This is a genomic window from Paraperibacillus esterisolvens (assembly GCF_046237625.1).
Taxonomy (GTDB): domain Bacteria; phylum Bacillota; class Bacilli; order Bacillales; family DSM-1321; genus Paraperibacillus; species Paraperibacillus esterisolvens.
Window position 1 is genome coordinate 3,430,903 of record NZ_CP143545.1, and the last position, 20,450, is coordinate 3,451,352.

Consider the following 20,450-nt stretch of genomic DNA (forward strand, 5'->3'; position numbering starts at 1 on the left):
GTTATATTCCCCTTCTTCTCATTCTTTCTTTAATCATCAGCATTGTAAAAATGGGTGCACCGACCAGGGCGGTCACAACGCCTATCGGCAGTTCTCTCGGTGAGATGGCTATCCTTGAGATTAAATCGGCCAGAACCAGATATCCTCCTCCAATAACCAATGATAGCGGCAGTACATGCTTATGACTGGAGCCGGCTATCAGCCTTACCAGATGAGGAATGACAAGCCCGACAAAGCCCACTGCGCCCGAAACGGCAACTGCGCTTCCTGTCAGCGTTGATGCTGCCACCAAAATCAGCCTTTTTTTCCTTCGGACGTCTATTCCCGAAAACCTGGCAGCCTGCTCACCCAGAACCAGGCCATTCAATTCACGTGTATTCATCAGCAAAAGGGCAGCACCTATTATGAAAAACGGCATGATCAGCTTTACATGATCCCAGCCCCGCATGGACACGCTTCCCATAAGCCAGTAAAGAATCTGCCTTACATCTTCCTGTGGGGATATGGCCATAAGCAGTGACACAAGCGCTCCTGTGAAAGAAGTAAGAATGATCCCGGCGAGGATGATTGTTTCATTGGCCAGTGAACTGCTCGCGAGCCTTGTAATCCAAAAGACCAGCCCGAGTGTTAAAAATCCGCCGGCAATGGCAAAAACAGGAAGTGTGAACCCATGGAGCCAAATAATGTTAATCTGAAAAAAGATGGCCAGGACCGCACCGAGAGAGGCTCCTGATGATACACCGATCGTATATGGATCTGCCAGCGGATTCCGGAGGAGGCCCTGAAATGCGGCGCCGGCAAGAGAAAGGGCCGCGCCAACCAGAAATGCAAGCATTACCCTGGAAAAACGGATTTCCCAGATAATCATTTCTGTGCTTTTTGGCCCAGCATATACATCCATACCCGTAATATGCTTTGTAATAATTTTTAAAATATCAGGAACGGTTATGGAAACCGTTCCTGCAAAAACTGCCAATATAATCGAGAAGACAACGAATACAAGCGCAAATAGGTATAGAAAAGCAGCGCGCTTATTTGAAAATATCTGGATAGATTGCTTTTCCAAGGAGTTCAACTCCCTCAGCCAGCCGCGGCCCAGGGCGGGTAACAGTATCGCTGTTTACATCAAAGACTTGTTTATTTTTGACTGCCGGCACTTCGGCCCAGCCTTTTCTATTTAAGACCTGCTTATCCGGATTCTTCACATAGTAGCCATAGGTAGTAATGATGACATCGGGGTTATATTTAACCGCCTCTTCTTCATTGACCTTCACCCAGCCAGTCTGTGATTCAGCCACATTAACAGCTCCGATCGTATCCAGCATTTCCTGCATGAAAGTGCCCTTGCCCGTGGTATAAATTTCCGGCTGGGGAGCAACTTCCACCCATACACGCTTTTTATCTTTGACGGATTTTGCTTTTTCCTTAACATCAGCTATCCGTTTCTTCATATCCTGAATGACTTTATCTGCTTCTTCATGGGTGCCTGTGGCTCTGCCCATAAGCTTTATAGAATCGTAAACCTGGTTAAATGTACTTTTACTGCTGTTAATGATCAATACAGTAATGCCGGCATCCTTGAACTTTTGGATCACATCTTTGTGATTTTTGAAATGATAATCATCAAGCAGTGCAAGATCCGGCTGCAGGGACAGTACTTTTTCAACATTAATCTCCTGTGATCCTACCTTTTCTTTCTCTGCTGTCTCCTTTGGATAATTATCAAAGTCGGATACACCAGCGATTTTGTCCCCGAGACCGAGGGAAAAAGCTATTTCCGTTGTGCTTGGAATCAGGGAGACGATTTTTTCAGGCTTTTTTTCTATCGTTACCTTTTCGCCTTCATCATCTGTCACTGTAATTGGGAAAGCTTTTTCATTTTTGTTCTGACTGGATTTATTTTCTTCTTTTTTAGGCTCTGCTGTGGAGCCGCAGCCGCCAAGCAGGGCAGCTGTAAGTATAAAAAGAATGGACAGCAGGCTGAAATGCCTGGTTATATGTGTTTTCATGAAGATCCTCCAATGTTTTGATTAATGTTTATTTGATACTCCGGCCCCTTCAAAGGTAGCCATGTTCTTGGCCATATCAACAGCCGCAGCAAGTAGCGGATAGGCAAGTGCGGCACCGCTGCCTTCTCCAAGCCTCATACCGAGGCTTAACAGAGGTTTCTTCCCCAGATAACGAAGCGCAAGCCCATGGCCGGGCTCAGCAGACTGATGGCCGGCAATCATATAATCGGATGCATGCCTGTTAAATCCCGCCGCAATCAGTGCTGCTGCCGTACAGATAAAGCCATCTAGCAGGATGGGCACCTTTCTGGATGCAGCATACAGCATGGCTCCCGTCATGGCACCAATCTCAAAGCCCCCGACTGCTGCCAGTATGCCTGCAGGATCATTTTTGTCAGGCTTCCGCCTGAGCAGCGCCTCCTCAATGATTCTTTTTTTATGTAACAGCCTGCTGCCTTCAATGCCCGTTCCCAGACCGGCTGTCAGCTCGACCGGCTCTCCGGTCACTACTGATACAATGGCAGTGCTTGATGTCGTATTCCCGATTCCCATTTCACCTGGAATCAGGAGACCAGCTCCTCTGTCCAAAAGCTCACGGGCGGACTCCATGCCAGCAAGAATGGATTCAAATGCCTGATCCCTTGACATCGCATCTTCGGCGAAGAAATTATTTGTGCCTCTGGCAATTTTCCTCCTTCTCAGCCTTTCATTTTTAATGTCCTGGACCACCCCGACATCAACCACTTCGAGCATTGCGCCTATGCGGCCGGCAAATACGTTTACAGCCGCTCCTCCCTGTAGAAAATTCAGCACCATCTGGCCAGTAACTTCCTGGGGATAGGCGGATACGCCTTCTGCGCAGATACCATGATCCGCTGCAAAAATAACGATGCCCGGAGACTCAATGCCAGGGTTGACTTCACCTTTGATGGCTGCCAGCTGGATTACGGCTTCTTCTAGTTCCCCCAGGCTGCCGGGAGGCTTTGTCAGGGAATTCAAATGTTCGAGCTGCTCCCTGCCGTGTTTCTTGGAAAGCGGGGTGATCGAATTGATGACCGCTTCTGCTTTATTCTTCATCTTTATCCCCCTGGCCTGTTTATCAGTATTCTATGCCGTATATAGCCTTGACTCCTTCATCGTAGTAGTGCTTCTCTGCTTCCACTACTGACACCAGGTCTGCTATATCCTTCAACTCCTGTCTTGCACTTCTCCCTGTTACAATCACATGGAGCTTCTCCGGTTTAGCCTTCAGGACAGACACTACCTCCTGCAAAGGCAGGACATCATCTACGGGAAATGAATCTATGGCTAATGCATTATTTAATTCATCCAGGATGAGTAAGTCGTATTTTCCGCTGTTTATTGTTTCTTTTGCAGTTTCCCATGCTCCCTCCAGGGCTTTGCGGTGTATTTCAGGAGTCTTGGTCCACGTGAACCCTTCCCCAAGCTGCTGCACATGCGCCCCGAGCTTTTCAAGACTGTTCTGTTCGCCGTAATTCCTTCCGGGCGACTTGATGAACTGAAGCATGGCCACTTTCATACCCCTGCCAAGCGCTCTTACTGCGACTCCTATGGCAGCAGTCGTCTTTCCCTTTCCATCTCCCGTGTAAATCAGGATACGGCCTTTTGTATTTTCTTTGTATTCCAGTGTGAATCCCCCTTTTCCCATTTTCGGTGGGTTCTACAGTCAAAAAGAAAGCAGAAAGCTTTAACGGATTAAAATCGCCGAAAGAAAAAAGCCCTGGACATATAAAGTCAAGGGCTTAGCATGCGAATAGCATCTCTCTTGACTTATTCTTCCCACCGAAGTATAAGTACTGCACTTTTTAAAAGCAGGTCTCCTGGCTTCACGTTCATTGAACTGCGGCCTTCCCAGCGATTAAGCCAGTGGCTGCACTGCAGTTCTTTCATCAACGCTTACAGTAGCGGGGGCTGCATCGGATTTTCACCGATTTCCCTATTATCCCTGTCAACAGGGCACTTTTAAAAAAGATTATTCAGTTCGTTACTATTCTATCGGAAAAGTCGAAATTTGGAAAGGCATAAAGCCATCTTCTTTCTAAATGCCTTACTCTGATTATCGGAGGCAGGAAATGGTCTATACTATTTAAAAAGAATCAGCTTGAAAGAAAGGAGGACGGCCAATGATCAGCCCCAATACCGGAGGAGGTTCAGCCAGGCCCAAAAGGATTCTGGCGCTTGCTTCCATTGCTCTATTAATTTCCTTTGTCTTTGGTACAGCCATCCATTTCCTTGAACCGGCATCCTTCCCATCGATTCTTGAGGGAATTTGGTGGGCGCTTGTCACTGCTTCTACAGTCGGGTATGGCGATTATGCCCCGGTAACCGTTCCGGGCAGGCTTTTGGGAATGGTGCTGATTGTCACGGGAATTGGCCTGTTCACGACATATATCACTACACTGTCAGCTGCAGCGGTGACTGCCCAATCCAATTACCTTGCCGGACGGAAAGAATATCACCATCAGGGTCATACGGTTATCATCGGCTGGAATGAACGGTCCCGGCAGACTATCTTAAAGCTCAAACAGTCTGGCAGCAGCATACCGATTGTCCTCGTAGATGAGACGCTGGAGCTGAATCCATTCAGGGATCGCTCTATTCACTTTATCCATGGCAATGGCAGCCATGACCGTGTCCTTGTGCGCGCCAATATAAAAGATGCGGCATCCGTTTTGATTACCGCCGGCATATCGAAGGATGAATTTCAATGTGACGCCTTTACCATCATGTGTCTGCTTGCTGTCAAAGGGGTGAATCCCGGAGTCCGCTGCATTGCGGAAATATTGACAGAGGAACAGATGGAAAATGCAAAAAGAGCGGGGGCTGATACGCTCCTCCGCTCTAATGCAGTCATCAGTGACGTCATGGAACAGTCACTGGCCGGATTAAATCCAGAAGAATAAATTCCAGGGCTCCCGCTATTTGGCGGCCGTTCTTTTCAGCATTCCTGCAGGCTGGTCAGGCTGGAAGTAATATGGACTCAAGCTCTTTTACGAGTGATTTCCCGAGCTCTACATACCGGTCTGGAAATTCCGCGTCCTTTTCGGCCGGCTCCTGGAATTGATTAAACGAAGCTGAAAAGTTGCCAATCCCCGCGTGGTCATCGGGGCCCTTTTTATATTGATGGCTGAGCAGGAACGGCCTCCCGAGCATAACGGCCGCCCCCCTCGTATCCAGCCCCCCCTCCACCGCACGGAAAGGGACCCTTAAAAACTGGTAGCCGTTACGGCTGTCGATTTTATAATCAAAATACGCATGGTCGTAATCCCAGCTGCCGCTGATGCTGTAGCCCCTTGGCTTTAAGGTCTGCTCCAGGTCATATAATGAAAACGTATGCCCCTCAAGCTGTGAAGGAATCTCAATCATTTGTCCCACCCTCTCTGTTTTTCTTAGCTTATCCGGGAAACGAGGGAATTACATTGGGAAATAATCCGGGAAATGGGGACTGTCCCCAAAAAAAAAAAACGGCCGGAGCCGTTTTCTTATAATCTCTTTTCAAGTTCTGCTTTTTTATCTTCGAAGCCTGGTTTGCCAAGCAGGGCAAACATGTTCACCTTGTATGCCTCGACGCCCGGCTGGTCGAATGGATTCACTCCCAGCAGATAGCCGCTGATTGCACATGCCTTTTCAAAGAAGTACACAAGATATCCAAATGTATATGCATCCATGGCCGGGATGGTAACAATCAGGTTGGGCACCCCGCCGTCAGTATGCGCAAGGAGCGTTCCCTGGAATGCTTTGTTGTTAACAAAGTCTACGGTTTCCCCGGCAAGATAATTCAAGCCGTCCAGGTCATTTTCTTCGCTTTCAATCGATAGCTCATGGCGCGGTTTTTCCACTTTAATAACCGTTTCGAACAAGTCTCTGCGGCCTTCCTGTACATATTGACCAAGAGAGTGAAGATCAGTGGAGAAGTTGGCTGATGATGGGTAAATCCCTTTCTGGTCCTTGCCCTCACTCTCACCAAAGAGCTGCTTCCACCATTCAGATAAGTACTGAAGACCAGGTTCATAGTTGATCAGCATTTCAATCGTTTTCCCTTTATTGTATAAAACGTTCCGCACTGCTGCGTATTGATAGCTGGCATTCTGTTCGATATCATCGCCTGCAAAGTCCTCACGTGCCTGTGCTGCACCTTTCATCATCGCATCGATATCAGCACCGCTTACCGCGATAGGCAGCAGACCGACAGCCGTCAGCACTGAATAGCGGCCGCCCACATCATCGGGAATCACGAATGATTCATATCCCTCTTCACTTGCCAATGTTTTCAGCGCCCCGCGCTCTTTATCTGTTGTCGCGTAGATGCGGCCTTTTGCTTCTTCTGCACCGTATCTTTCCTCAAGCAGCTTGCGGAAGATCCGGAATGCAAGGGCCGGCTCAGTTGTCGTGCCAGATTTTGAGATGACATTGATTGAAAAATCCCTGCCATCAAGCATGTCCATCAAGTCCGTCATATATGTAGAGCTGATGTTATTGCCGACAAACAATACCTGTGGTGTGCCGCGCTTTTCTTTAGGGAGTGCATTGTAAAAGCTGTGCTGCAGCATTTCGATCGCTGCACGCGCACCAAGATAAGATCCGCCTATCCCGATGACCAAAAGAACGTCAGAATCTGACTTGATTTTATCTGCTGCGTTTTGGATCCTTGAAAACTCTTCTTTATCATAATTCACCGGCAGGTCTACCCAGCCCAGAAAATCGCTGCCTGCCCCTGTTCCTTCATGAAGGGAGTTATGTGCAGTGCGTACTGCATCCTTTAAGTATGTTAATTCGTGTTCGCCAAAGAATGATAATGCTTTGGAATAATCGAAACGTACATGTGTCATTGTGTTCCTCCATATATTAGATTACTTTTTCACTTTACCTGAAAGCTCACGCCTATTTCAAGCCGCAGCCTCCAATGTAAGCGTACCCAATCCTATTTATTTTTATGAAGGGGCGGCATGGACAGATAAATGAAAAAGCGCACCCCGGCATGCAGGGTGCACTCCACTTTAAAGGGCAGCTCTATAGATCGCGAGCACGTCCTCTTTATTCAGCTTTTTGAAGTTTCCAAACTCTCCGTTAGCCATGGCTTTGTCGGCCATCACATCTATTTTTGAATCATCGATATCATAATCTGCAAGCTTAGACGGTGCTCCAAGGCTGCTCCAGAAGCTGCTCAGCTTTTCGATTCCCTCAAGGGCAATCTCTTCATCGCTTTTGCCTTCCGGATCAACTTCAAGGACTCTGACTGCCAGCTGCTTGAACCGGCCAAGATTTTCATTCATCACATGGCGCATCCAGTTAGGGAAAATGATAGCCAGTCCACCGGCATGAGGAATATCATATACCGCTGAAACCGCATGCTCTAAATTATGAGTCGCCCAGTCACCGCGAATACCCATGGAAAGCATGCCATTCAGGGCAATCGTGCCTGAATATAGGATGGTCTCTCTGTACTCATAGCTCTCCAGGTTATCAAGCAGTTTTGGTGCAGTTTCCATCACAGTCTTCAGCAGAGATTCACACATTCTGTCCTGAAGCTCAGTGTTTGTGCCTTGATGGAAATACGTTTCCAGGGTATGGCTCATCATATCCACAATTCCATAAATGGTCTGATCCTTTGGCACTGTGAATGTATTCTCAGGTTCAAGGATGGAGAACTGAGGGAATGTCAGGGGGCTGCCCCAGCCATACTTCTCCTGTGTCTCCCAATTTGTGATAACCGATCCTGCATTCATTTCAGACCCGGTTGCCGCAAGGGTAAGGACCGTTCCAAAAGGAAGCGCTGCCTTTACTTCTGCCTTTTTAATGACAATATCCCAGGCATCTCCATCATATTTTGCACCGGCTGCAATAGCCTTTGTGCAGTCGATGACAGAACCGCCGCCAACCGCAAGCAGGAAGTCAATTCCTTCCTGTTTACAAATTTCAACGCCTTTTCGGACAGTCGATAATCTAGGATTTGGCTCGACACCGGAAAGTTCGGAAACCTCCACATCGATTTCCTTTAAATAATTTACTACTTTATCATATAAACCGCTTCTCTTTATGCTTCCGCCGCCATACACAAGCAGAACCTTTTTTCCATATTGAGGGATTTCATTTTTCAGCTGTTCCAGCTGGTCTTTACCAAATATTAATTTAACTGGGTTTTTAAAAGCAAAATTAATCATGTCTCATCTGCCTCCTTCGCTTCTTATTATGCAAAATTGGCCTTACAATATCAAAGAAAAAGATTACAATTGCAAAAATGCTCTTTTGTCCTGGAACTGAGTCCTGTCTCCTGCCTCAATTCCCTGTCCATTTTTCCAGGATTGGAATTGATCCTGCATATTTTTTTCTCAGCTTATGCAATCTATAGATGAACCATCAAAAAAGGAGGATTTGCATGAGTGCAATTCAGCGTATTGCTCTAGTTCTTACCATTATTGGAGCTGTAAACTGGGGCCTGGTCGGTTTTTTTCAATTTGACCTTGTTGCCGCAATTTTTGGCGGCCAGGATTCAGCATTAGCAAGAATTATTTACGGACTTGTGGGGATTGCCGGTTTAGTGAATATCGGCCTGCTATTTGTCCGTGACCGTGAAACTTCCGCGGCTGGACAACCTGATCCGACCCGGTAGCATAAGGATGGGCTTTTTTAAAAGTCCTGGAAATAAGCCCGTGGAGAAAAACGATATACTTTTTTTCACGGGCTTTGCTGCGCCTGCTAATAGTGAACCCTTGTGTGATTGGAGAGTGACTGCGCTCCATTTATAGAGGGCCGCTATTGGAATGGAGATTGAGTGAACCGAAAAACCCAGTCATCGTTTATGCACAGGGCAAGGCTTATCCATCCTCACCCAGTTTATCCGCTGAATGCCATGTTAAACAGCGGCAGACTCGCTTTGTTTTTCCAGGACTCCTGAAATCTCATTCCCCTTCCTTCTCCCTCCTGACAATCGTCATGGACCGGCCGGCGATCCTTCTCAACCACTATACCTATACTGCTTCTCAACTAAATACTTTTTTAGCTGGTATGAAAAAAGACCGCTCTAAAAAGCGGCCTTCTGATTGTATAAATATTTATTTCATTAAGCTAAAACTTTTTTGATACGTTCAATAGCCCAGTCCAGATCTTCTTTTGAGATGACGAGAGGCGGAGCAAAACGGATAACGGTGTCGTGAGTCTCTTTGCAGAGCAGTCCTTCTTCCTTCAGCTGTTCGCAGTATTTACGGGCAGGCTCTGTAAGTTCTACACCGATAAATAAGCCGCGGCCGCGGACCTCTTTGATGACCGGATTATTTATCGTTTTTAATTCGGATTTGAAATATTCGCCAAGTTCATTTGAGCGCTCGGCCAGTTTCTCATCCACCAGTACATCAAGGGATGCGATGGACACTGCACAGGCCATCGGATTCCCTCCAAATGTCGATCCGTGTGAACCGGGATTGAAAACGCCAAGGATGTCTTTATTGGCAGCTACACATGAGATGGGGAATACGCCGCCTCCGAGCGCCTTGCCTAAGATATACATGTCTGGCTCGACTTCCTCCCATTCACAGGCAAACATTTTGCCTGAACGGGCCAGCCCGGCTTGAATTTCATCCGCTATGAACAAGACATTATTTTCCTGGCATAATTCTTTAGCCGCCTTTAAAAAGCCTTCTTCTGGAATGATGATGCCTGCTTCACCCTGGATTGGTTCAATCAGGAATGCGGCTGTATTCGGGGTGACAGCGGCCTTTAAGGCGTTCAGATCACCGTACGGTACCAATTTGATGCCTGGGAGCATCGGACCGAAGCCGCGCTTATATTCTTCCTCAGAAGATAAAGAAACCGCCGTCATCGTCCTGCCATGGAAATTGCCAAGACAGGCTATGATTTCCGCCTTATTGTCCTGTACTCCCTTTACATCATAAGCCCAGCGCCTTGCCGCCTTGATGGCCGTCTCGACAGCTTCAGCCCCTGTGTTCATCGGAAGTGCCATATCTTTATTGGTAAGGCCGCAGATTTTCTCATACCATGGGCCAAGCTGATCATTATGGAAGGCCCGGGACGTCAGTGTTACCCGGTCCGCCTGGTCTTTGAGGGCCTGGATAATCTTTGGATGGCGGTGTCCCTGGTTCACAGCGGAATAAGCACTAAGCATATCCATATATTTATTGCCTTCAGGGTCTTTCACCCAGACACCCTCTGCTTCTGCAATCACGATTGGAAGAGGGTGATAGTTAGGAGCACCGAACCTCTCAGTCTGCTCAATCAGGTGGTTTGATTTTGATTTTAAAGTCATCTTATTTTCCTCCCATCCACTGTTTCCCTTCTATTGTACATGGAGAAGTGGCATATTCAAACCCCAAAAATTAAAGCGCTTTCCCCCGTATTCATGAAATTGAATGTTTATACGAAAAACTCATTCATTATATAAGAATAATAAAAATTTACGAGAGTCTCCTATCCGCAGACTATGCATGGTTAGGAGCAAAACTAGGAGCAAGGCCCAGCGGAATCCCGGTAAAAGATAACCCATTTCCAGGATGCCTCATGATACATGCAGCTCCTCCCTTTTTCCACAAAAAAAAGCAGATATGTTTTTTGGTCATATCCGCTTTTTACTGAATCTATTATTTTTTGATTAAATCTTCGCGCTGAGACTGATCAATCCACTCTTGCAGCTTGTCTTTCAATGTGTTGAAGCCTTCAGTGCTTTCAGTTGTTGATTTGACAGTAGCCTGGCGTTTCTTTGGTGCACGTTTTGGCTGTGCCTGCGGACGCTCTGGAGCTTCCTCTGTCGCACGGATTGAAAGGCCGATTTTGCCAGCTGCTTCATCGATAGATAATACTTTAACCTGTACTTCATCGCCTACTTTAAGATGCTCGTTGACATCCTTCACATAACCGTGTGTAATTTCAGAAATATGCACGAGACCCTGTGTTGAATCGTCTAATGCGACAAACGCACCATAAGATTGAATTCCTGTTACTTTTCCTGTTACTACAGAACCTACTTCATATTTTTCAGACATGAGAACACTCCTATATTCATTAAATTTTTCATGTTTATATACGCAATTGTAAATTATAACACAAGCTCGGCCTTTAATCAAAGAAAGCTTTAAAAACTTATCGAGAAAGGCACTGGCACAGCATCTTTTTTTCTATGGACATTCAACTATTCCGGCCTGCTGCAGTAAGATATGGATAAAAGGCAGCTGGAGGAAAAACCCATGACAGAGCTCGGTTATATCATCAAAAGACTTAGGGAAAAACGAAATTTGACACAGCAGGAACTGGCTCTAAAAATCCATGTAGGCACCCACATTTTAGACAAGTTTGAAACAGGCGAAAAAATCCCCGATATCGGGACGCTGCTCCATCTTGCTGCTGTACTGGAGGTTCCTGCCCGGGACTTGGCCATATCCGGGAAATCTTCAAAGGCCGCAGGACTGGAAGCGGAGATCGAACAGCTCGTAAATCAGATTGGCCGGCAGAAGGCTGTATGGATTTTAAGGAAAGTCACGGAATGGAGTGAAGAAGACATGAACCGGATCCTCGAAGAAAAAAATGGAGGCGATGCGCGGAATTATGTTTAAAAAAGAAAATTCTGGACCATACTGATGACAAGGCTTTCTAGCTTTCTAGTATTCCCCCCCTTTTTATTTAGGACAAAACAGATACTGTTTTGTCCTCTTTTTTTGTCAGGGCATTATAAGTCTTTATCTTTTTCTTTTTTACCCTTGAACCATTTCTTCGGATTCAGCCTGCCCCTGAACTTTTGGGCAGCTTCTTTTCCTGCAAAAAATACGCCCGCCCAAAATAAGATTTCCGCTGCAATCAGCAAAAGAGCCGTCAGGACCACCTTTCCTTTCCCGCTCAGCTCAAGAAAAGGAACAAGGAGAGGAACGAGCCAGAGCACGGTAGACATTACCAGAAGGATGATTCCCAGCTTTAGGGTTGATTTTCGATCAGAAGCCATGAGCCATCTCCGTTTCGTTTAAATATGATTTACTTCATTGTAACCAGAGAAACCGGGGATCACAATTATTATCAATTTCCAATTGATTCTTCACGCATAAAGGCGCCCCTTTAGGGAATCCTCCACACTGGAGGAGGTGATTTCAATGTCGAGAAGAAAAATACTGATACCAGGAGCCAGAGAAGGACTTGACCGGCTAAAGGCCAGGGTGGCAGGCACCATTAAACCTGAAGATGCAAAATTTGAGGCAGCACGCGAGGCAGGCATCCCCCTGAAGGAAGGCTATAACGGCGGTTTGACTTCCCGTCAGGCTGGCAGAACCGGAGGCATCCTTGGAGGAGGCATGGTTAAGGAATTGGTACGTTTGGCGCAGGAAAACCTGAAAAAATAACCAGGAATCTGCATCTGCAGGTTCTTTTTCTTCCCGCGAACCTTTAAATTCTTAATTGTGGGTAAACTACCTAAAAAAGGAGGGGCTGTGGAATGGTGAAAATTCAGGGAACCACCGATTATACCTTCAACAAAGAGTTATTTGCCAATGGTCTCTACTATGAACATTATAAGAATTCTGCTTCAACGGAAACGATCGTTCTTATCCATGGGTTTTTATCATCCGCTTTTAGCTTCCGCAAATTGATTCCTTATCTTGCGGAACAATATAGCATTGTCACAATAGACCTGCCCCCATTCGGCAAGAGCGGCAAAAGCAGCTCTTATATTTACTCACATGAAAATCATGCATGTGCCATCATTGAATTATTGGAGCACCTTAATTTAAACAGGGTTATATTATCGGGTCATTCCATGGGAGGACAGATTTGTCTTTATGTGATGAAACAGGCGCCGCACCTTGTCTCGAAAGCCATCCTTATATGCAGCTCAGGCTATTTAAAAAAATCCGGACGGGCCCTGGTTCTTTCCAGCAGGCTGCCGTTTTTCCACCTGTATGTCAAAAGATGGCTGGCCAAATCCGGTATTGAAAAAAACCTGCAAAATGTCGTTTATAATCACGCGCTAATAGACCAGGAGATGGTCGACGGGTATATGGAACCTTTTCTCGACGATATGATTTTTAAAGGGCTCACGAAAATGATCCGTGACCGGGAGGGTGATTTGGATTCTAGGGACCTTCAGAACATACACATTCCCTGCCTCCTCCTCTGGGGTGAGCATGACCGGGTAGTGCCGGCGGACGTCGGCAGAAAACTTCACGAGGATCTGCCCTGCTCCACACTGACGATCTTCAAGGACGCCGGACACCTCCTGCCCGAGGAAGAGCCGGAAAAGGTATACTCGGCAATCCAGGAGTTTTTGGGATAATTTTCAAAGGCTGGCTGAAACAAACCAGCTGCGGTAAGTTTTATCAGGTAGGCTAACAAGGCCTGAGTCCAAATGAAGGACTCAGGCCTTTTCACTTCGCCCTGCTCATTTGACAGCCGGGACGATGGTGTGATAACGCCCATCTTAAGTCGCCTACAGTTCGCAAGATTGATTGTTCTTTAACTGGACAAGTATGCGGGCAGCATTCATGCATAGCTCAGCACCCGGCGATTCATCAAATGAGAATTCCAGTATTTCTTTTATTTTTGCGGCTATGGTGCTGAGATTGTCTGTAATATATAATACGCCCAGAATTTCTGCTTTTTCGGTTACATAGGAATCAGCACCAATATTCAGCGGATCCCATTCATAGAGCCATTGATCCAGACTGATTGCTTCTTTATCATTTAACAAAATATTCACTCCATTTTGTAAATTAGATGATTTATACGTCCATTCTATAGTATCATAAGTATTAAAATTAAAAATGAGGTGGTACTTTTGCCAAATAGTACACTTGATGAGGTAATTCAGAGAACAAATACATCCTGTCTAAAGTGGGATTTAGCGGAGGAAAGGTTCGGTGCCCGCGAGCTTCTGCCAATGTGGGTGGCAGACATGGATTTCACTTCCCCTCAGGTGGTGATTGATGCGCTTGAGGAGAGAGTGAAGCATGGTATCTTTGGCTATACTTCTCCTCAGGCCTCTTTATACAATGCCATCACAGGCTGGATGAGGAAAACCCATGATTGGGAGATTGAAAAGCCGTGGATCCAGTTTAGTGCAGGTGTGGTTTCTGCCCTGCAGATAGCCATCGAGGCCTATACAGAACCCGGGGACACTGTTTTGGTACAGTCTCCTGTGTATGCGCCGTTCTTCAATGTGGTGGTGAAAAACGGCCGGAAGCTTGCCAATAATCAGCTGGTTTTGGATAACGGCAGTTATTATATTGATTTTGACGATTTTGAAGAACATTTGAAATCAGGTGTCAAGCTGTTCCTTTTCTGCAGTCCGCATAACCCGGGCGGTAGAATATGGACGAGGGAAGAATTGGAGAAGATCGGCAATCTTTGCAGGGAGTATGAGGTGAAAATCATTTCGGATGAGATTCATGCAGACCTGTCCCTCGGCCGGCAAAAGCATATACCGCTTGCTGGTGTAAGTCCTGAAATATCGAGTATCACGATTACGGCCATGGCGCCGAGCAAGACTTTTAACATTGCCGGACTGCAGGCATCTGTGGTGATAGCAGAAAATGAAGCACTGCGTCGGGGGTTTTCTTCCATCCAGGAGCGCCGGGGTTTTGATGGTTTGAATGCTCTTGCACTGACAGCAATGGAAGCGGCATATAGAGATGGAGCCCCTTGGCTGGACGCCATTTTAGATTACATAAAGGAAAATACAGACAGGGCCATTTCCTTTATCGAGCATGAAATACCGGGCCTCACCTGTATGAGGCCGGATGCTTCCTTTCTGTTATGGATCGATGCACGGAGCCTTGGAGCTTCAGATCAGCTGATTCAGCAGCGTTTGATTGAAAAAGGTAAGCTTGCGCTAGATCCCGGGACAAAGTTTGGTCCTGGGGGAGAAGGATTCTTGCGGATGAATATTGGCTGCCCGCGCCCGCTGCTTGAGGAAGGCCTGCAGCGCCTGAAATCTGCTCTTGTATGAATTTCCGCCACTTTTTTTCAAAAAAGTCGTCCAGCCTTCCAGACTTTTTATTGTAAAATAGAAGCATGGAGGCATTTATATGAAGCTTGCAATTATATTGGTCATTATTATTTGTGTATTTTCCCTGGTCGGCACCTTGCTGCTGGGAGGGAAAAGCGATGAAAATTACAGCGGGGCCACAAGCGGGAATTTATCCCGGCTTACCTGGATGTATGTAATCCTTGCCCTAGTCCTGCTGCTCGGTATTGGATTTTATGTTGTATAAAGCAAAGGAAAGAGGCGGTGCATCATGCAGCCGCCTTTTTCTATTTCAAATAATTTTCCTTCCGGACTGGGCCAGTGCATAATAAATGGCATGCTGCAGAGTCTGAAAGCAGTCATACTGGCTTAATTCAATCCTCAGGCTTGAGATAATCATGGATAACTCCGGAGAAATTCCTACCAGTATGGTCTTCATTCCGATTAAGTTGGCTGCCGAACCCAGCTTATGGATAAAATGAGCGGTAAAATCACTCAAGTCCTTATCCAGCCCCGTTAAGTCAAGGATTAGGTAGTTTGCCTTATGCTGCGGCAGATTATTCAATGTCTTTTCAATCAGGTCAGTTGAACGGGCTTCGTCATATTTGCCAAGGAGCGGCACCACCACAACTCCTTCAAGGACAGGTATGATTGGGGACGAAAGCTCTTTAACAAGGCCTTGAAGCTCCCGTGTTTTGTCCTTTACCACTGCCTCGAGCATCTGAATTTGTTCGGTTTCCTTCCTTCTTGCCAAAAGGTGGATATTGTTAGCCACCGTGACATCGGAAGGGAAATATTCAACTATATCAAAATCATGGCCTTCTATCTGGCTCTCTTTCACTTCATACCAGATGTTGGTGCCAAACAGCCCGGTGAAGATACCGGCATAGTGGGCAGGCATGAAGCTGCCAGCTTTGGTCTTTCCCTGGGCTTTGTTAATTTTGAATTCCCAGCTGTTTCTTAACTGGACAGTAAGGGTCTTTTCCGCTTCATTTATTTGGTTGATGATAATTTCTCCCCAGCCGGCTGAACCATATGTGTTGGGAATCACACCGGCCACATCCTGGATCCCAAGATTTAAATTCCTGAAATAATCTCCTACTACCATACCCTGCCGAAAACCTGTTGTTTCCAGCACCAGACTGGCTGACTCGAGCCCGGAAATTTCCTCAATTGAATCAAAAAGGGTCTTCATGGCTGACGAAATCCAGAATAGGACTGCATCTTCGCCTTCATATAAGAATTGACCCTTCTCCAGATTCCACTGGAAAGACAGCCCCCCTACGTCAATGGAAGTTTCTTTATTCATTGATACTACTCTCCCTTTTGCATGTGTATAGAGTATATTATATCCGCTGTATGCTTCATATACTCCTGTGATAGCCGCTGCACTGCAGACGGCCGATATATAGGCGTCAGCATCTCCCATTCTAATCCAGCTGAGAACCGCTGGAAACAGGGTGACACTGTTTAGGGCTATTCATAAAAAACAATGCTATTTTATAATAATTCAAATGAAAGAAACATTTCCAGTTAAAAGGCTTAGGACTATAGTCTATCCTCAGGAAAATAATAAGGATCTACTAAAGTTAAAAAAACAGACTCCATCGCGGAGTCTGTTTTGGAATGGTCGGCTATTATGCTTTTTGAACGTTAGACGCTTGTGGTCCGCGGCTTCCTTGTTCTACGTCGAAAGTTACGTCCTGGCCCTCTTCAAGAGTCTTGAAACCTTCGCCCTGGATTGCTGAGAAATGTACGAATACATCATCTCCACCTTCACGCTCGATAAAACCAAAACCTTTTTCTGCATTAAACCATTTTACTTTACCTTGTTCCATTTTTTGCGGCCTCCTAGTGTGAAAAACACCTAAATTACTATCCTTGCTCCAGGTGAACCAAGACGAAAAGTTTAGTACTTACAATCCTTTGTACACCGAACAAAAATAATTCTATTTAATAGTAACAGAATTTTAAGTTAATATCAAGTTTCACTCAGCAAATTTGATAGCGCTTTCTATGATAATATAAGCATTATTTTATTCCCTGACAAAAAGGGGAAATCATTTCAATAAGCCTGCTCCTGGCAAGCTTCTGGTCATAGCGGGAGTTATTCAGCATTACTTTATCGATAGGCAATGAACGGAGAATCTCAAGCTCCATCTCTCCCCTTGCTTTCAGCACAGCCTCGGCCCCTTCCAGACCCGCAAGGTTCATCCTTTTGCCGTAGCCCTGATGTGTGTAATAGGCAGTAAATTCTTCAGCCCACTCCCTCGGCCGCTCATCCACTGCCCTCTTGAAGGAAGAACTATAATCATCCTGTTCGATATAAATCAGCAGCGGGTCTAGGCATGAAGCCGCTTCAGCCAGCCCAAGGATATAATCGGCGACTGCCTCTTTATTCAATCCATATTTGACCATGCCGACCGTTACCGGATTTTGAATAAAACAGCATTCGAAGACATAGATGGTCTCCTCTTCTTGCGCCTGTGCCGCAAATTGTTTCCACTTCGATATTATGAGATCACGATTGATTTCAAATGGCTGTTCATATACGTCACTTCCGGCAAGCACCGTCAGCAGTCCTTCTGGCAAGTCTGCTCCGTATTTTTCCTGAAGCTTCCGATAGGGAACTAGTACATGTTTCTCATCTTCCATGATGAAGCCGCTGTCCAGCCATACAGCGTTCACTGGATCCCGCAGCAGCTTCTTATATAAATCCGTCGTGAGCATCGCCACACCCTCATGATCGGCCGGATGATCGAGATTCCCCTCCTGAAACAGCACTGCTTCCCGTCCTGATTCTGTCAATATATCATATATCATTTTTGAAATGGTTGATTTCCCTGATCCGGGAAGTCCTTCCACTATTATTAATCTTGTCATTATTCCTTGCCCCTCCATATCAGTTGAAGCCTGAAGGACGGAAAAAACCATGCCGGATTTGGCACCGCACGTATAGGAATGCAGCAAATAACCCTGCCCCATGGTGAATAGGACAGCTTACTGATAAAGAAAAGAAAGGTTAAAAAAAGTGCATACTAATCCTATTTCTCCAGGCTGTTTTTTCAATTGAAAGATGACCTGTTTCAATAGTATTAGAACTTCATGACCGCACCGAACCTTTCTTTGGAAACCAATGGGATTAAAACAATGGTACTATATTCCAATACACCTGCCAATATATTTTTCGGCCATATAAAAAAACGCACCCTCTGCTGGCGCGTCAATGTATCTCTCTTTTTTTCAGCAATGATTCTTCCAGTTCCTTCGCAGCCGCGGCCTGCCTTTTGGAAACCTTAATGATCAGGCGCATGGTAAGAAATGCAGCCGCTAGGAAAATAATACAGGTAATGGCTGCCGGGATATATTCTGATTTATCTTCAGGGAAATACAAGAATAGTCCTGCGGCAAAGCTGTTAAGAACTAACATGGTGGACACCCTTTCTTTTCTCGCTGCTTCCATTATAGCAGACACAGGCTGCCTGTCTGGCTGATTATTGTAAGATTTTAATAGACCGGATCATAATTTTTTCTGTAGGAGTTCCTTGATCGCCGCCGCCGGCTGCAGCTATTTTATCTACAACCTCCAAACCTTCTATAACTTGTCCAAATACGGTGTGCTTTTGATCGAGCCACGGAGTTCCGCCCTGGTCCTCATAAGCCTTGATAATTGCTTTTGGATAGCCGGCCTTCTTCATTTCCCCGGGCATGGCTTGATTCAAATGCTGATTCTGGACGATGAAGAATTGACTTCCATTTGTATTGGGACCAGAGTTCGCCATCGACAGGGCACCGCGCACATTGAACAGTCTTTCTGAGAATTCGTCCTTGAACGTCTTGCCCCAGATGCTCTCTCCCCCGGTTCCATCTCCCTTCGGATCGCCGCCCTGGATCATAAAGTCCTTGATGAGCCTGTGAAAGACCAAGTTGTCATAATATCCTTTTTCACTATGTGTTATGAAGTTTTCAACCGCTTTAGGAGCCTGCGCTGGAAACAGCTTGATTTTAATGCGGCCTTTTGTGGTTTCCATCAGCACCACTTTATCATCCTTCTGAACCGGCTTAAATTGAGGAAACTCCTCCAGGGGCATATCCTGCAGTTCTTCTGTTTCCCTGCTTTCCTGTTTGGGCTTTTCGCCTGATCCTGATTTTTCTCCTGAGCCGCCGCTTGTACCGCATGCCGTGATCAGCAGTGAACTTAATAAAATAAAAAATAGTTTTGTTTTCATCCCATACCTCCTGCTTTCTTCACTTTACAATAAAAGCAAAGTTTGGGAAATAGGGGAGTGTCCCCTATTTCCAAAAATTCCATGAACCGCGCCTTTTTCTTGAGTATGGACAGGGTAGTTATGTATGATGGGGATATCAATTATACGGGAGTGGCTGCAATGGAGACACCGATTTTTAAACCGGGCGATATGGTAACAGCATTTTATAAGACAGGCAAGTACATAGGGGAAGTGACGGACGCAAGGCCGCAAAGCTATTTAGTAAGGGTGCTGGCGGTGGAGAAGCATCCGCAGCAGGGCGATCTGCATAATCCTAGGCAGGCTGATGTCCCGCTCTTTCATCAGAGAAGGGCCCTTGCATTCAGGGAGCAGACGAATGTTCCTCAAAATATGGTGAGAACCTACGAAGGTTCCGTTCCGGACTATAAGGAATCCTTGAAGGCGGCAATTGGGAAGGCGCTTTTGGAGCTGGAAGAAAAAAAGGACGAATGGAGTATAAAGAGCATCACCTCATTGAAGGAACTCGAACGAGATTATTTTGAAGGTTGAAGACAGACAAAAGCCAAATCTGCTGTAAAGGAGATTTGGCTTTATAAGGCGAACTTATCCATAACTTTTGACAAGTCGATTCGGTCTCCAATGGTGGTTGGCTCTGGTTTTTTCAAATATCTCTTATCCTCTTCTACAAGTTTGAAAATATTATAGGTTGTCATCGCATCATCCAATGCCCGGTGATGTTTGCCGGTCCCCTGCTTTCCATATTCCTGGACGGCTTTCCACAATCCAGTCTGATTCTGGTCTCCAAAGAACCGCTTATACTCCATGGAAAGATCAAGCTGCTTGCCTGTAAAAGGGAATTTCACATCCGCTTTAAGGCAGTTGCTCCGCAGCACCTTCATATCCATATTACCCCATGTCACAATGGTACTGCCTGGGTGTTTTTGTTCAAAATCATTGAGCAGCTCAATCAATTCAATGAAAGTCATTCCTCCGTCCACTTGTTCCTGGGTGATATTCAAAAAGGTTTTACAGCGTTCGGTCAAGGCGGGAAAACGTTCTGGAGAAACAAAAGAGGAATATTTTTTTACGATGTTGTCATTAACCACTGAGACGATGCCCACTTCCACAATTTCCGGATAAAATCCTTCCGGCTTCGATTTGCCTTCCGGCATAGTAAATTCAAAATCGATAAACAAATATTGATGCCCTGGTTCCATTTACTATCCTCCTTCACTAAAA

General features: G+C 45.9%; 25 protein-coding genes and 1 riboswitch. Of the genes, 8 read left to right on the forward strand and 17 right to left on the reverse strand.

From position 1 onward, the window contains the following. Position 1: 1 nt before the first annotated feature. Genes V1501_RS17325 through cobO form a run of 4 tightly spaced genes read right to left on the reverse strand, consistent with a single transcriptional unit; the run spans position 2 to position 3,678 of the window. Complete coding sequence (locus tag V1501_RS17325) at positions 2-1,066, reverse strand: FecCD family ABC transporter permease (protein WP_409290033.1); 1,065 nt, start codon at positions 1,064-1,066, stop codon at positions 2-4. Further along, positions 1,032-2,009, reverse strand: coding sequence for an ABC transporter substrate-binding protein (locus V1501_RS17330; protein ID WP_409290035.1), 978 nt, complete (start codon positions 2,007-2,009; stop codon positions 1,032-1,034). The genes V1501_RS17325 and V1501_RS17330 overlap by 35 nt, the downstream gene beginning before the upstream one ends. A 21-nt stretch (positions 2,010-2,030) precedes the next feature. After that, positions 2,031-3,086 (reverse strand): nicotinate-nucleotide--dimethylbenzimidazole phosphoribosyltransferase, encoded by a 1,056-nt coding sequence (cobT, locus tag V1501_RS17335; RefSeq protein WP_409290037.1) that lies wholly within the window; start codon positions 3,084-3,086, stop codon positions 2,031-2,033. A 22-nt stretch (positions 3,087-3,108) separates the two neighbouring features. Further along, a complete protein-coding gene (gene cobO / locus V1501_RS17340) occupies positions 3,109-3,678 on the reverse strand; it encodes a cob(I)yrinic acid a,c-diamide adenosyltransferase (RefSeq protein WP_409290039.1) in 570 nt (189 codons plus the stop codon). Positions 3,679-3,822: 144 nt separating this feature from the next. Beyond that, positions 3,823-4,009: riboswitch (cobalamin riboswitch) on the reverse strand. Positions 4,010-4,153: 144 nt separating this feature from the next. On the opposite strand from cobO, the gene V1501_RS17345 reads away from it, so the two are divergent. Further along, positions 4,154-4,933, forward strand: coding sequence for a potassium channel family protein (locus V1501_RS17345; RefSeq protein WP_409290041.1), 780 nt, complete (start codon positions 4,154-4,156; stop codon positions 4,931-4,933). Positions 4,934-4,988: 55 nt separating this feature from the next. Here the strand turns inward: V1501_RS17345 and V1501_RS17350 are convergent, their stop codons facing one another. The 3 genes from V1501_RS17350 to V1501_RS17360 form a co-directional block, all read right to left on the reverse strand. Then, positions 4,989-5,396: a YugN-like family protein gene (locus tag V1501_RS17350; RefSeq protein ID WP_409290043.1), complete on the reverse strand. Its 408-nt coding sequence runs from the start codon at positions 5,394-5,396 to the stop codon at positions 4,989-4,991. Between the two features lie 116 nt (positions 5,397-5,512). After that, on the reverse strand, positions 5,513-6,859 hold the full coding sequence (locus V1501_RS17355) for a glucose-6-phosphate isomerase (RefSeq protein WP_409290045.1): 1,347 nt from the start codon (positions 6,857-6,859) through the stop codon (positions 5,513-5,515). Positions 6,860-7,027: 168 nt separating this feature from the next. Beyond that, entirely contained in the window at positions 7,028-8,191 is a 1,164-nt protein-coding gene (locus tag V1501_RS17360) for an iron-containing alcohol dehydrogenase (RefSeq protein ID WP_409290047.1), read from the reverse strand. Between the two features lie 215 nt (positions 8,192-8,406). Between V1501_RS17360 and V1501_RS17365 the strand changes: the two genes are divergently transcribed. Beyond that, complete coding sequence (locus V1501_RS17365; RefSeq protein ID WP_409290049.1) at positions 8,407-8,640, forward strand: DUF378 domain-containing protein; 234 nt, start codon at positions 8,407-8,409, stop codon at positions 8,638-8,640. A 450-nt stretch (positions 8,641-9,090) separates the two neighbouring features. Here the strand turns inward: V1501_RS17365 and V1501_RS17370 are convergent, their stop codons facing one another. Further along, the gene (locus V1501_RS17370; protein WP_409290051.1) at positions 9,091-10,290 is read right to left on the reverse strand and encodes an ornithine--oxo-acid transaminase; all 1,200 of its coding nucleotides are present in this window, start codon (positions 10,288-10,290) and stop codon (positions 9,091-9,093) included. Between the two features lie 331 nt (positions 10,291-10,621). Next, positions 10,622-11,023, reverse strand: coding sequence for a S1 domain-containing post-transcriptional regulator GSP13 (gene yugI / locus V1501_RS17375; protein WP_409290053.1), 402 nt, complete (start codon positions 11,021-11,023; stop codon positions 10,622-10,624). Positions 11,024-11,224: 201 nt separating this feature from the next. Between yugI and V1501_RS17380 the strand changes: the two genes are divergently transcribed. Further along, a complete protein-coding gene (locus tag V1501_RS17380; protein WP_409290055.1) occupies positions 11,225-11,590 on the forward strand; it encodes a helix-turn-helix domain-containing protein in 366 nt (121 codons plus the stop codon). A gap of 113 nt (positions 11,591-11,703) precedes the next feature. On the opposite strand, the gene V1501_RS17385 is transcribed toward V1501_RS17380, so the two are convergent. Continuing rightward, positions 11,704-11,973 (reverse strand): transporter suffix domain-containing protein, encoded by a 270-nt coding sequence (locus V1501_RS17385; RefSeq protein WP_409290057.1) that lies wholly within the window; start codon positions 11,971-11,973, stop codon positions 11,704-11,706. A gap of 145 nt (positions 11,974-12,118) precedes the next feature. Here V1501_RS17385 and V1501_RS17390 point away from each other — a divergent pair, with 145 nt between their 5' ends. Together V1501_RS17390 and V1501_RS17395 are read left to right on the forward strand one after the other, a co-directional pair. Further along, positions 12,119-12,364: a small, acid-soluble spore protein, alpha/beta type gene (locus V1501_RS17390; protein ID WP_409290059.1), complete on the forward strand. Its 246-nt coding sequence runs from the start codon at positions 12,119-12,121 to the stop codon at positions 12,362-12,364. Between the two features lie 92 nt (positions 12,365-12,456). Next, positions 12,457-13,293, forward strand: coding sequence for an alpha/beta fold hydrolase (locus V1501_RS17395; RefSeq protein WP_409290061.1), 837 nt, complete (start codon positions 12,457-12,459; stop codon positions 13,291-13,293). Between the two features lie 153 nt (positions 13,294-13,446). Here V1501_RS17395 and V1501_RS17400 read toward each other — a convergent pair whose 3' ends face one another. After that, a complete protein-coding gene (locus V1501_RS17400) occupies positions 13,447-13,707 on the reverse strand; it encodes a DUF1871 family protein (protein ID WP_409290063.1) in 261 nt (86 codons plus the stop codon). An 87-nt stretch (positions 13,708-13,794) separates the two neighbouring features. On the opposite strand from V1501_RS17400, the gene V1501_RS17405 reads away from it, so the two are divergent. Then, positions 13,795-14,964 carry a MalY/PatB family protein gene (locus V1501_RS17405; protein WP_409290064.1) on the forward strand — a complete coding sequence of 390 codons (1,170 nt, stop codon included), beginning with the start codon at positions 13,795-13,797 and terminating at the stop codon, positions 14,962-14,964. A 79-nt stretch (positions 14,965-15,043) separates the two neighbouring features. Next, a complete protein-coding gene (locus V1501_RS17410) occupies positions 15,044-15,229 on the forward strand; it encodes a hypothetical protein (RefSeq protein ID WP_409290066.1) in 186 nt (61 codons plus the stop codon). Positions 15,230-15,274: 45 nt separating this feature from the next. On the opposite strand, the gene V1501_RS17415 is transcribed toward V1501_RS17410, so the two are convergent. From V1501_RS17415 to V1501_RS17435, 5 genes are all read right to left on the reverse strand, one after another. Beyond that, the gene (locus tag V1501_RS17415) at positions 15,275-16,291 is read right to left on the reverse strand and encodes an STAS domain-containing protein (protein WP_409293436.1); all 1,017 of its coding nucleotides are present in this window, start codon (positions 16,289-16,291) and stop codon (positions 15,275-15,277) included. Positions 16,292-16,619: 328 nt separating this feature from the next. After that, positions 16,620-16,820, reverse strand: a complete 201-nt coding sequence (locus tag V1501_RS17420) for a cold-shock protein (protein WP_409290068.1) — start codon at positions 16,818-16,820, stop codon at positions 16,620-16,622. A 193-nt stretch (positions 16,821-17,013) separates the two neighbouring features. Beyond that, positions 17,014-17,865: a hypothetical protein gene (locus tag V1501_RS17425; RefSeq protein ID WP_409290069.1), complete on the reverse strand. Its 852-nt coding sequence runs from the start codon at positions 17,863-17,865 to the stop codon at positions 17,014-17,016. Positions 17,866-18,205: 340 nt separating this feature from the next. Beyond that, positions 18,206-18,412, reverse strand: a complete 207-nt coding sequence (locus V1501_RS17430) for a hypothetical protein (protein ID WP_409290071.1) — start codon at positions 18,410-18,412, stop codon at positions 18,206-18,208. 64 nt (positions 18,413-18,476) lie between these two features. After that, complete coding sequence (locus V1501_RS17435) at positions 18,477-19,211, reverse strand: peptidylprolyl isomerase (RefSeq protein WP_409290073.1); 735 nt, start codon at positions 19,209-19,211, stop codon at positions 18,477-18,479. 159 nt (positions 19,212-19,370) lie between these two features. Between V1501_RS17435 and V1501_RS17440 the strand changes: the two genes are divergently transcribed. Then, positions 19,371-19,760 (forward strand): kinase-associated lipoprotein B, encoded by a 390-nt coding sequence (locus V1501_RS17440; protein WP_409290075.1) that lies wholly within the window; start codon positions 19,371-19,373, stop codon positions 19,758-19,760. Positions 19,761-19,801: 41 nt separating this feature from the next. Here V1501_RS17440 and kapD read toward each other — a convergent pair whose 3' ends face one another. Then, a complete protein-coding gene (gene kapD / locus V1501_RS17445; RefSeq protein WP_409290077.1) occupies positions 19,802-20,428 on the reverse strand; it encodes a 3'-5' exonuclease KapD in 627 nt (208 codons plus the stop codon). Positions 20,429-20,450 lie beyond the last annotated feature (22 nt).

Bases quoted from the DNA above. Each gene is read 5' to 3' on its own strand.
- V1501_RS17370 (WP_409290051.1), bottom strand. From the start codon at position 10,290: ATGACTTTAAAATCAAAATCAAACCACCTGATTGAGCAGACTGAGAGG.
- V1501_RS17435 (WP_409290073.1), bottom strand. From the start codon at position 19,211: ATGAAAACAAAACTATTTTTTATTTTATTAAGTTCACTGCTGATCACG.
- yugI (WP_409290053.1), bottom strand. From the start codon at position 11,023: ATGTCTGAAAAATATGAAGTAGGTTCTGTAGTAACAGGAAAAGTAACA.
- V1501_RS17430 (WP_409290071.1), bottom strand. From the start codon at position 18,412: ATGTTAGTTCTTAACAGCTTTGCCGCAGGACTATTCTTGTATTTCCCT.
- cobT (WP_409290037.1), bottom strand. From the start codon at position 3,086: ATGAAGAATAAAGCAGAAGCGGTCATCAATTCGATCACCCCGCTTTCC.
- V1501_RS17330 (WP_409290035.1), bottom strand. From the start codon at position 2,009: ATGAAAACACATATAACCAGGCATTTCAGCCTGCTGTCCATTCTTTTT.
- V1501_RS17395 (WP_409290061.1), top strand. From the start codon at position 12,457: ATGGTGAAAATTCAGGGAACCACCGATTATACCTTCAACAAAGAGTTA.
- V1501_RS17365 (WP_409290049.1), top strand. From the start codon at position 8,407: ATGAGTGCAATTCAGCGTATTGCTCTAGTTCTTACCATTATTGGAGCT.
- kapD (WP_409290077.1), bottom strand. From the start codon at position 20,428: ATGGAACCAGGGCATCAATATTTGTTTATCGATTTTGAATTTACTATG.
- V1501_RS17440 (WP_409290075.1), top strand. From the start codon at position 19,371: ATGGAGACACCGATTTTTAAACCGGGCGATATGGTAACAGCATTTTAT.
- V1501_RS17360 (WP_409290047.1), bottom strand. From the start codon at position 8,191: ATGATTAATTTTGCTTTTAAAAACCCAGTTAAATTAATATTTGGTAAA.
- V1501_RS17350 (WP_409290043.1), bottom strand. From the start codon at position 5,396: ATGATTGAGATTCCTTCACAGCTTGAGGGGCATACGTTTTCATTATAT.
- V1501_RS17415 (WP_409293436.1), bottom strand. From the start codon at position 16,291: ATGAATAAAGAAACTTCCATTGACGTAGGGGGGCTGTCTTTCCAGTGG.
- V1501_RS17410 (WP_409290066.1), top strand. From the start codon at position 15,044: ATGAAGCTTGCAATTATATTGGTCATTATTATTTGTGTATTTTCCCTG.
- V1501_RS17420 (WP_409290068.1), bottom strand. From the start codon at position 16,820: ATGGAACAAGGTAAAGTAAAATGGTTTAATGCAGAAAAAGGTTTTGGT.
- V1501_RS17380 (WP_409290055.1), top strand. From the start codon at position 11,225: ATGACAGAGCTCGGTTATATCATCAAAAGACTTAGGGAAAAACGAAAT.
- V1501_RS17425 (WP_409290069.1), bottom strand. From the start codon at position 17,865: ATGACAAGATTAATAATAGTGGAAGGACTTCCCGGATCAGGGAAATCA.
- V1501_RS17385 (WP_409290057.1), bottom strand. From the start codon at position 11,973: ATGGCTTCTGATCGAAAATCAACCCTAAAGCTGGGAATCATCCTTCTG.
- V1501_RS17390 (WP_409290059.1), top strand. From the start codon at position 12,119: ATGTCGAGAAGAAAAATACTGATACCAGGAGCCAGAGAAGGACTTGAC.
- V1501_RS17355 (WP_409290045.1), bottom strand. From the start codon at position 6,859: ATGACACATGTACGTTTCGATTATTCCAAAGCATTATCATTCTTTGGC.
- cobO (WP_409290039.1), bottom strand. From the start codon at position 3,678: ATGGGAAAAGGGGGATTCACACTGGAATACAAAGAAAATACAAAAGGC.
- V1501_RS17345 (WP_409290041.1), top strand. From the start codon at position 4,154: ATGATCAGCCCCAATACCGGAGGAGGTTCAGCCAGGCCCAAAAGGATT.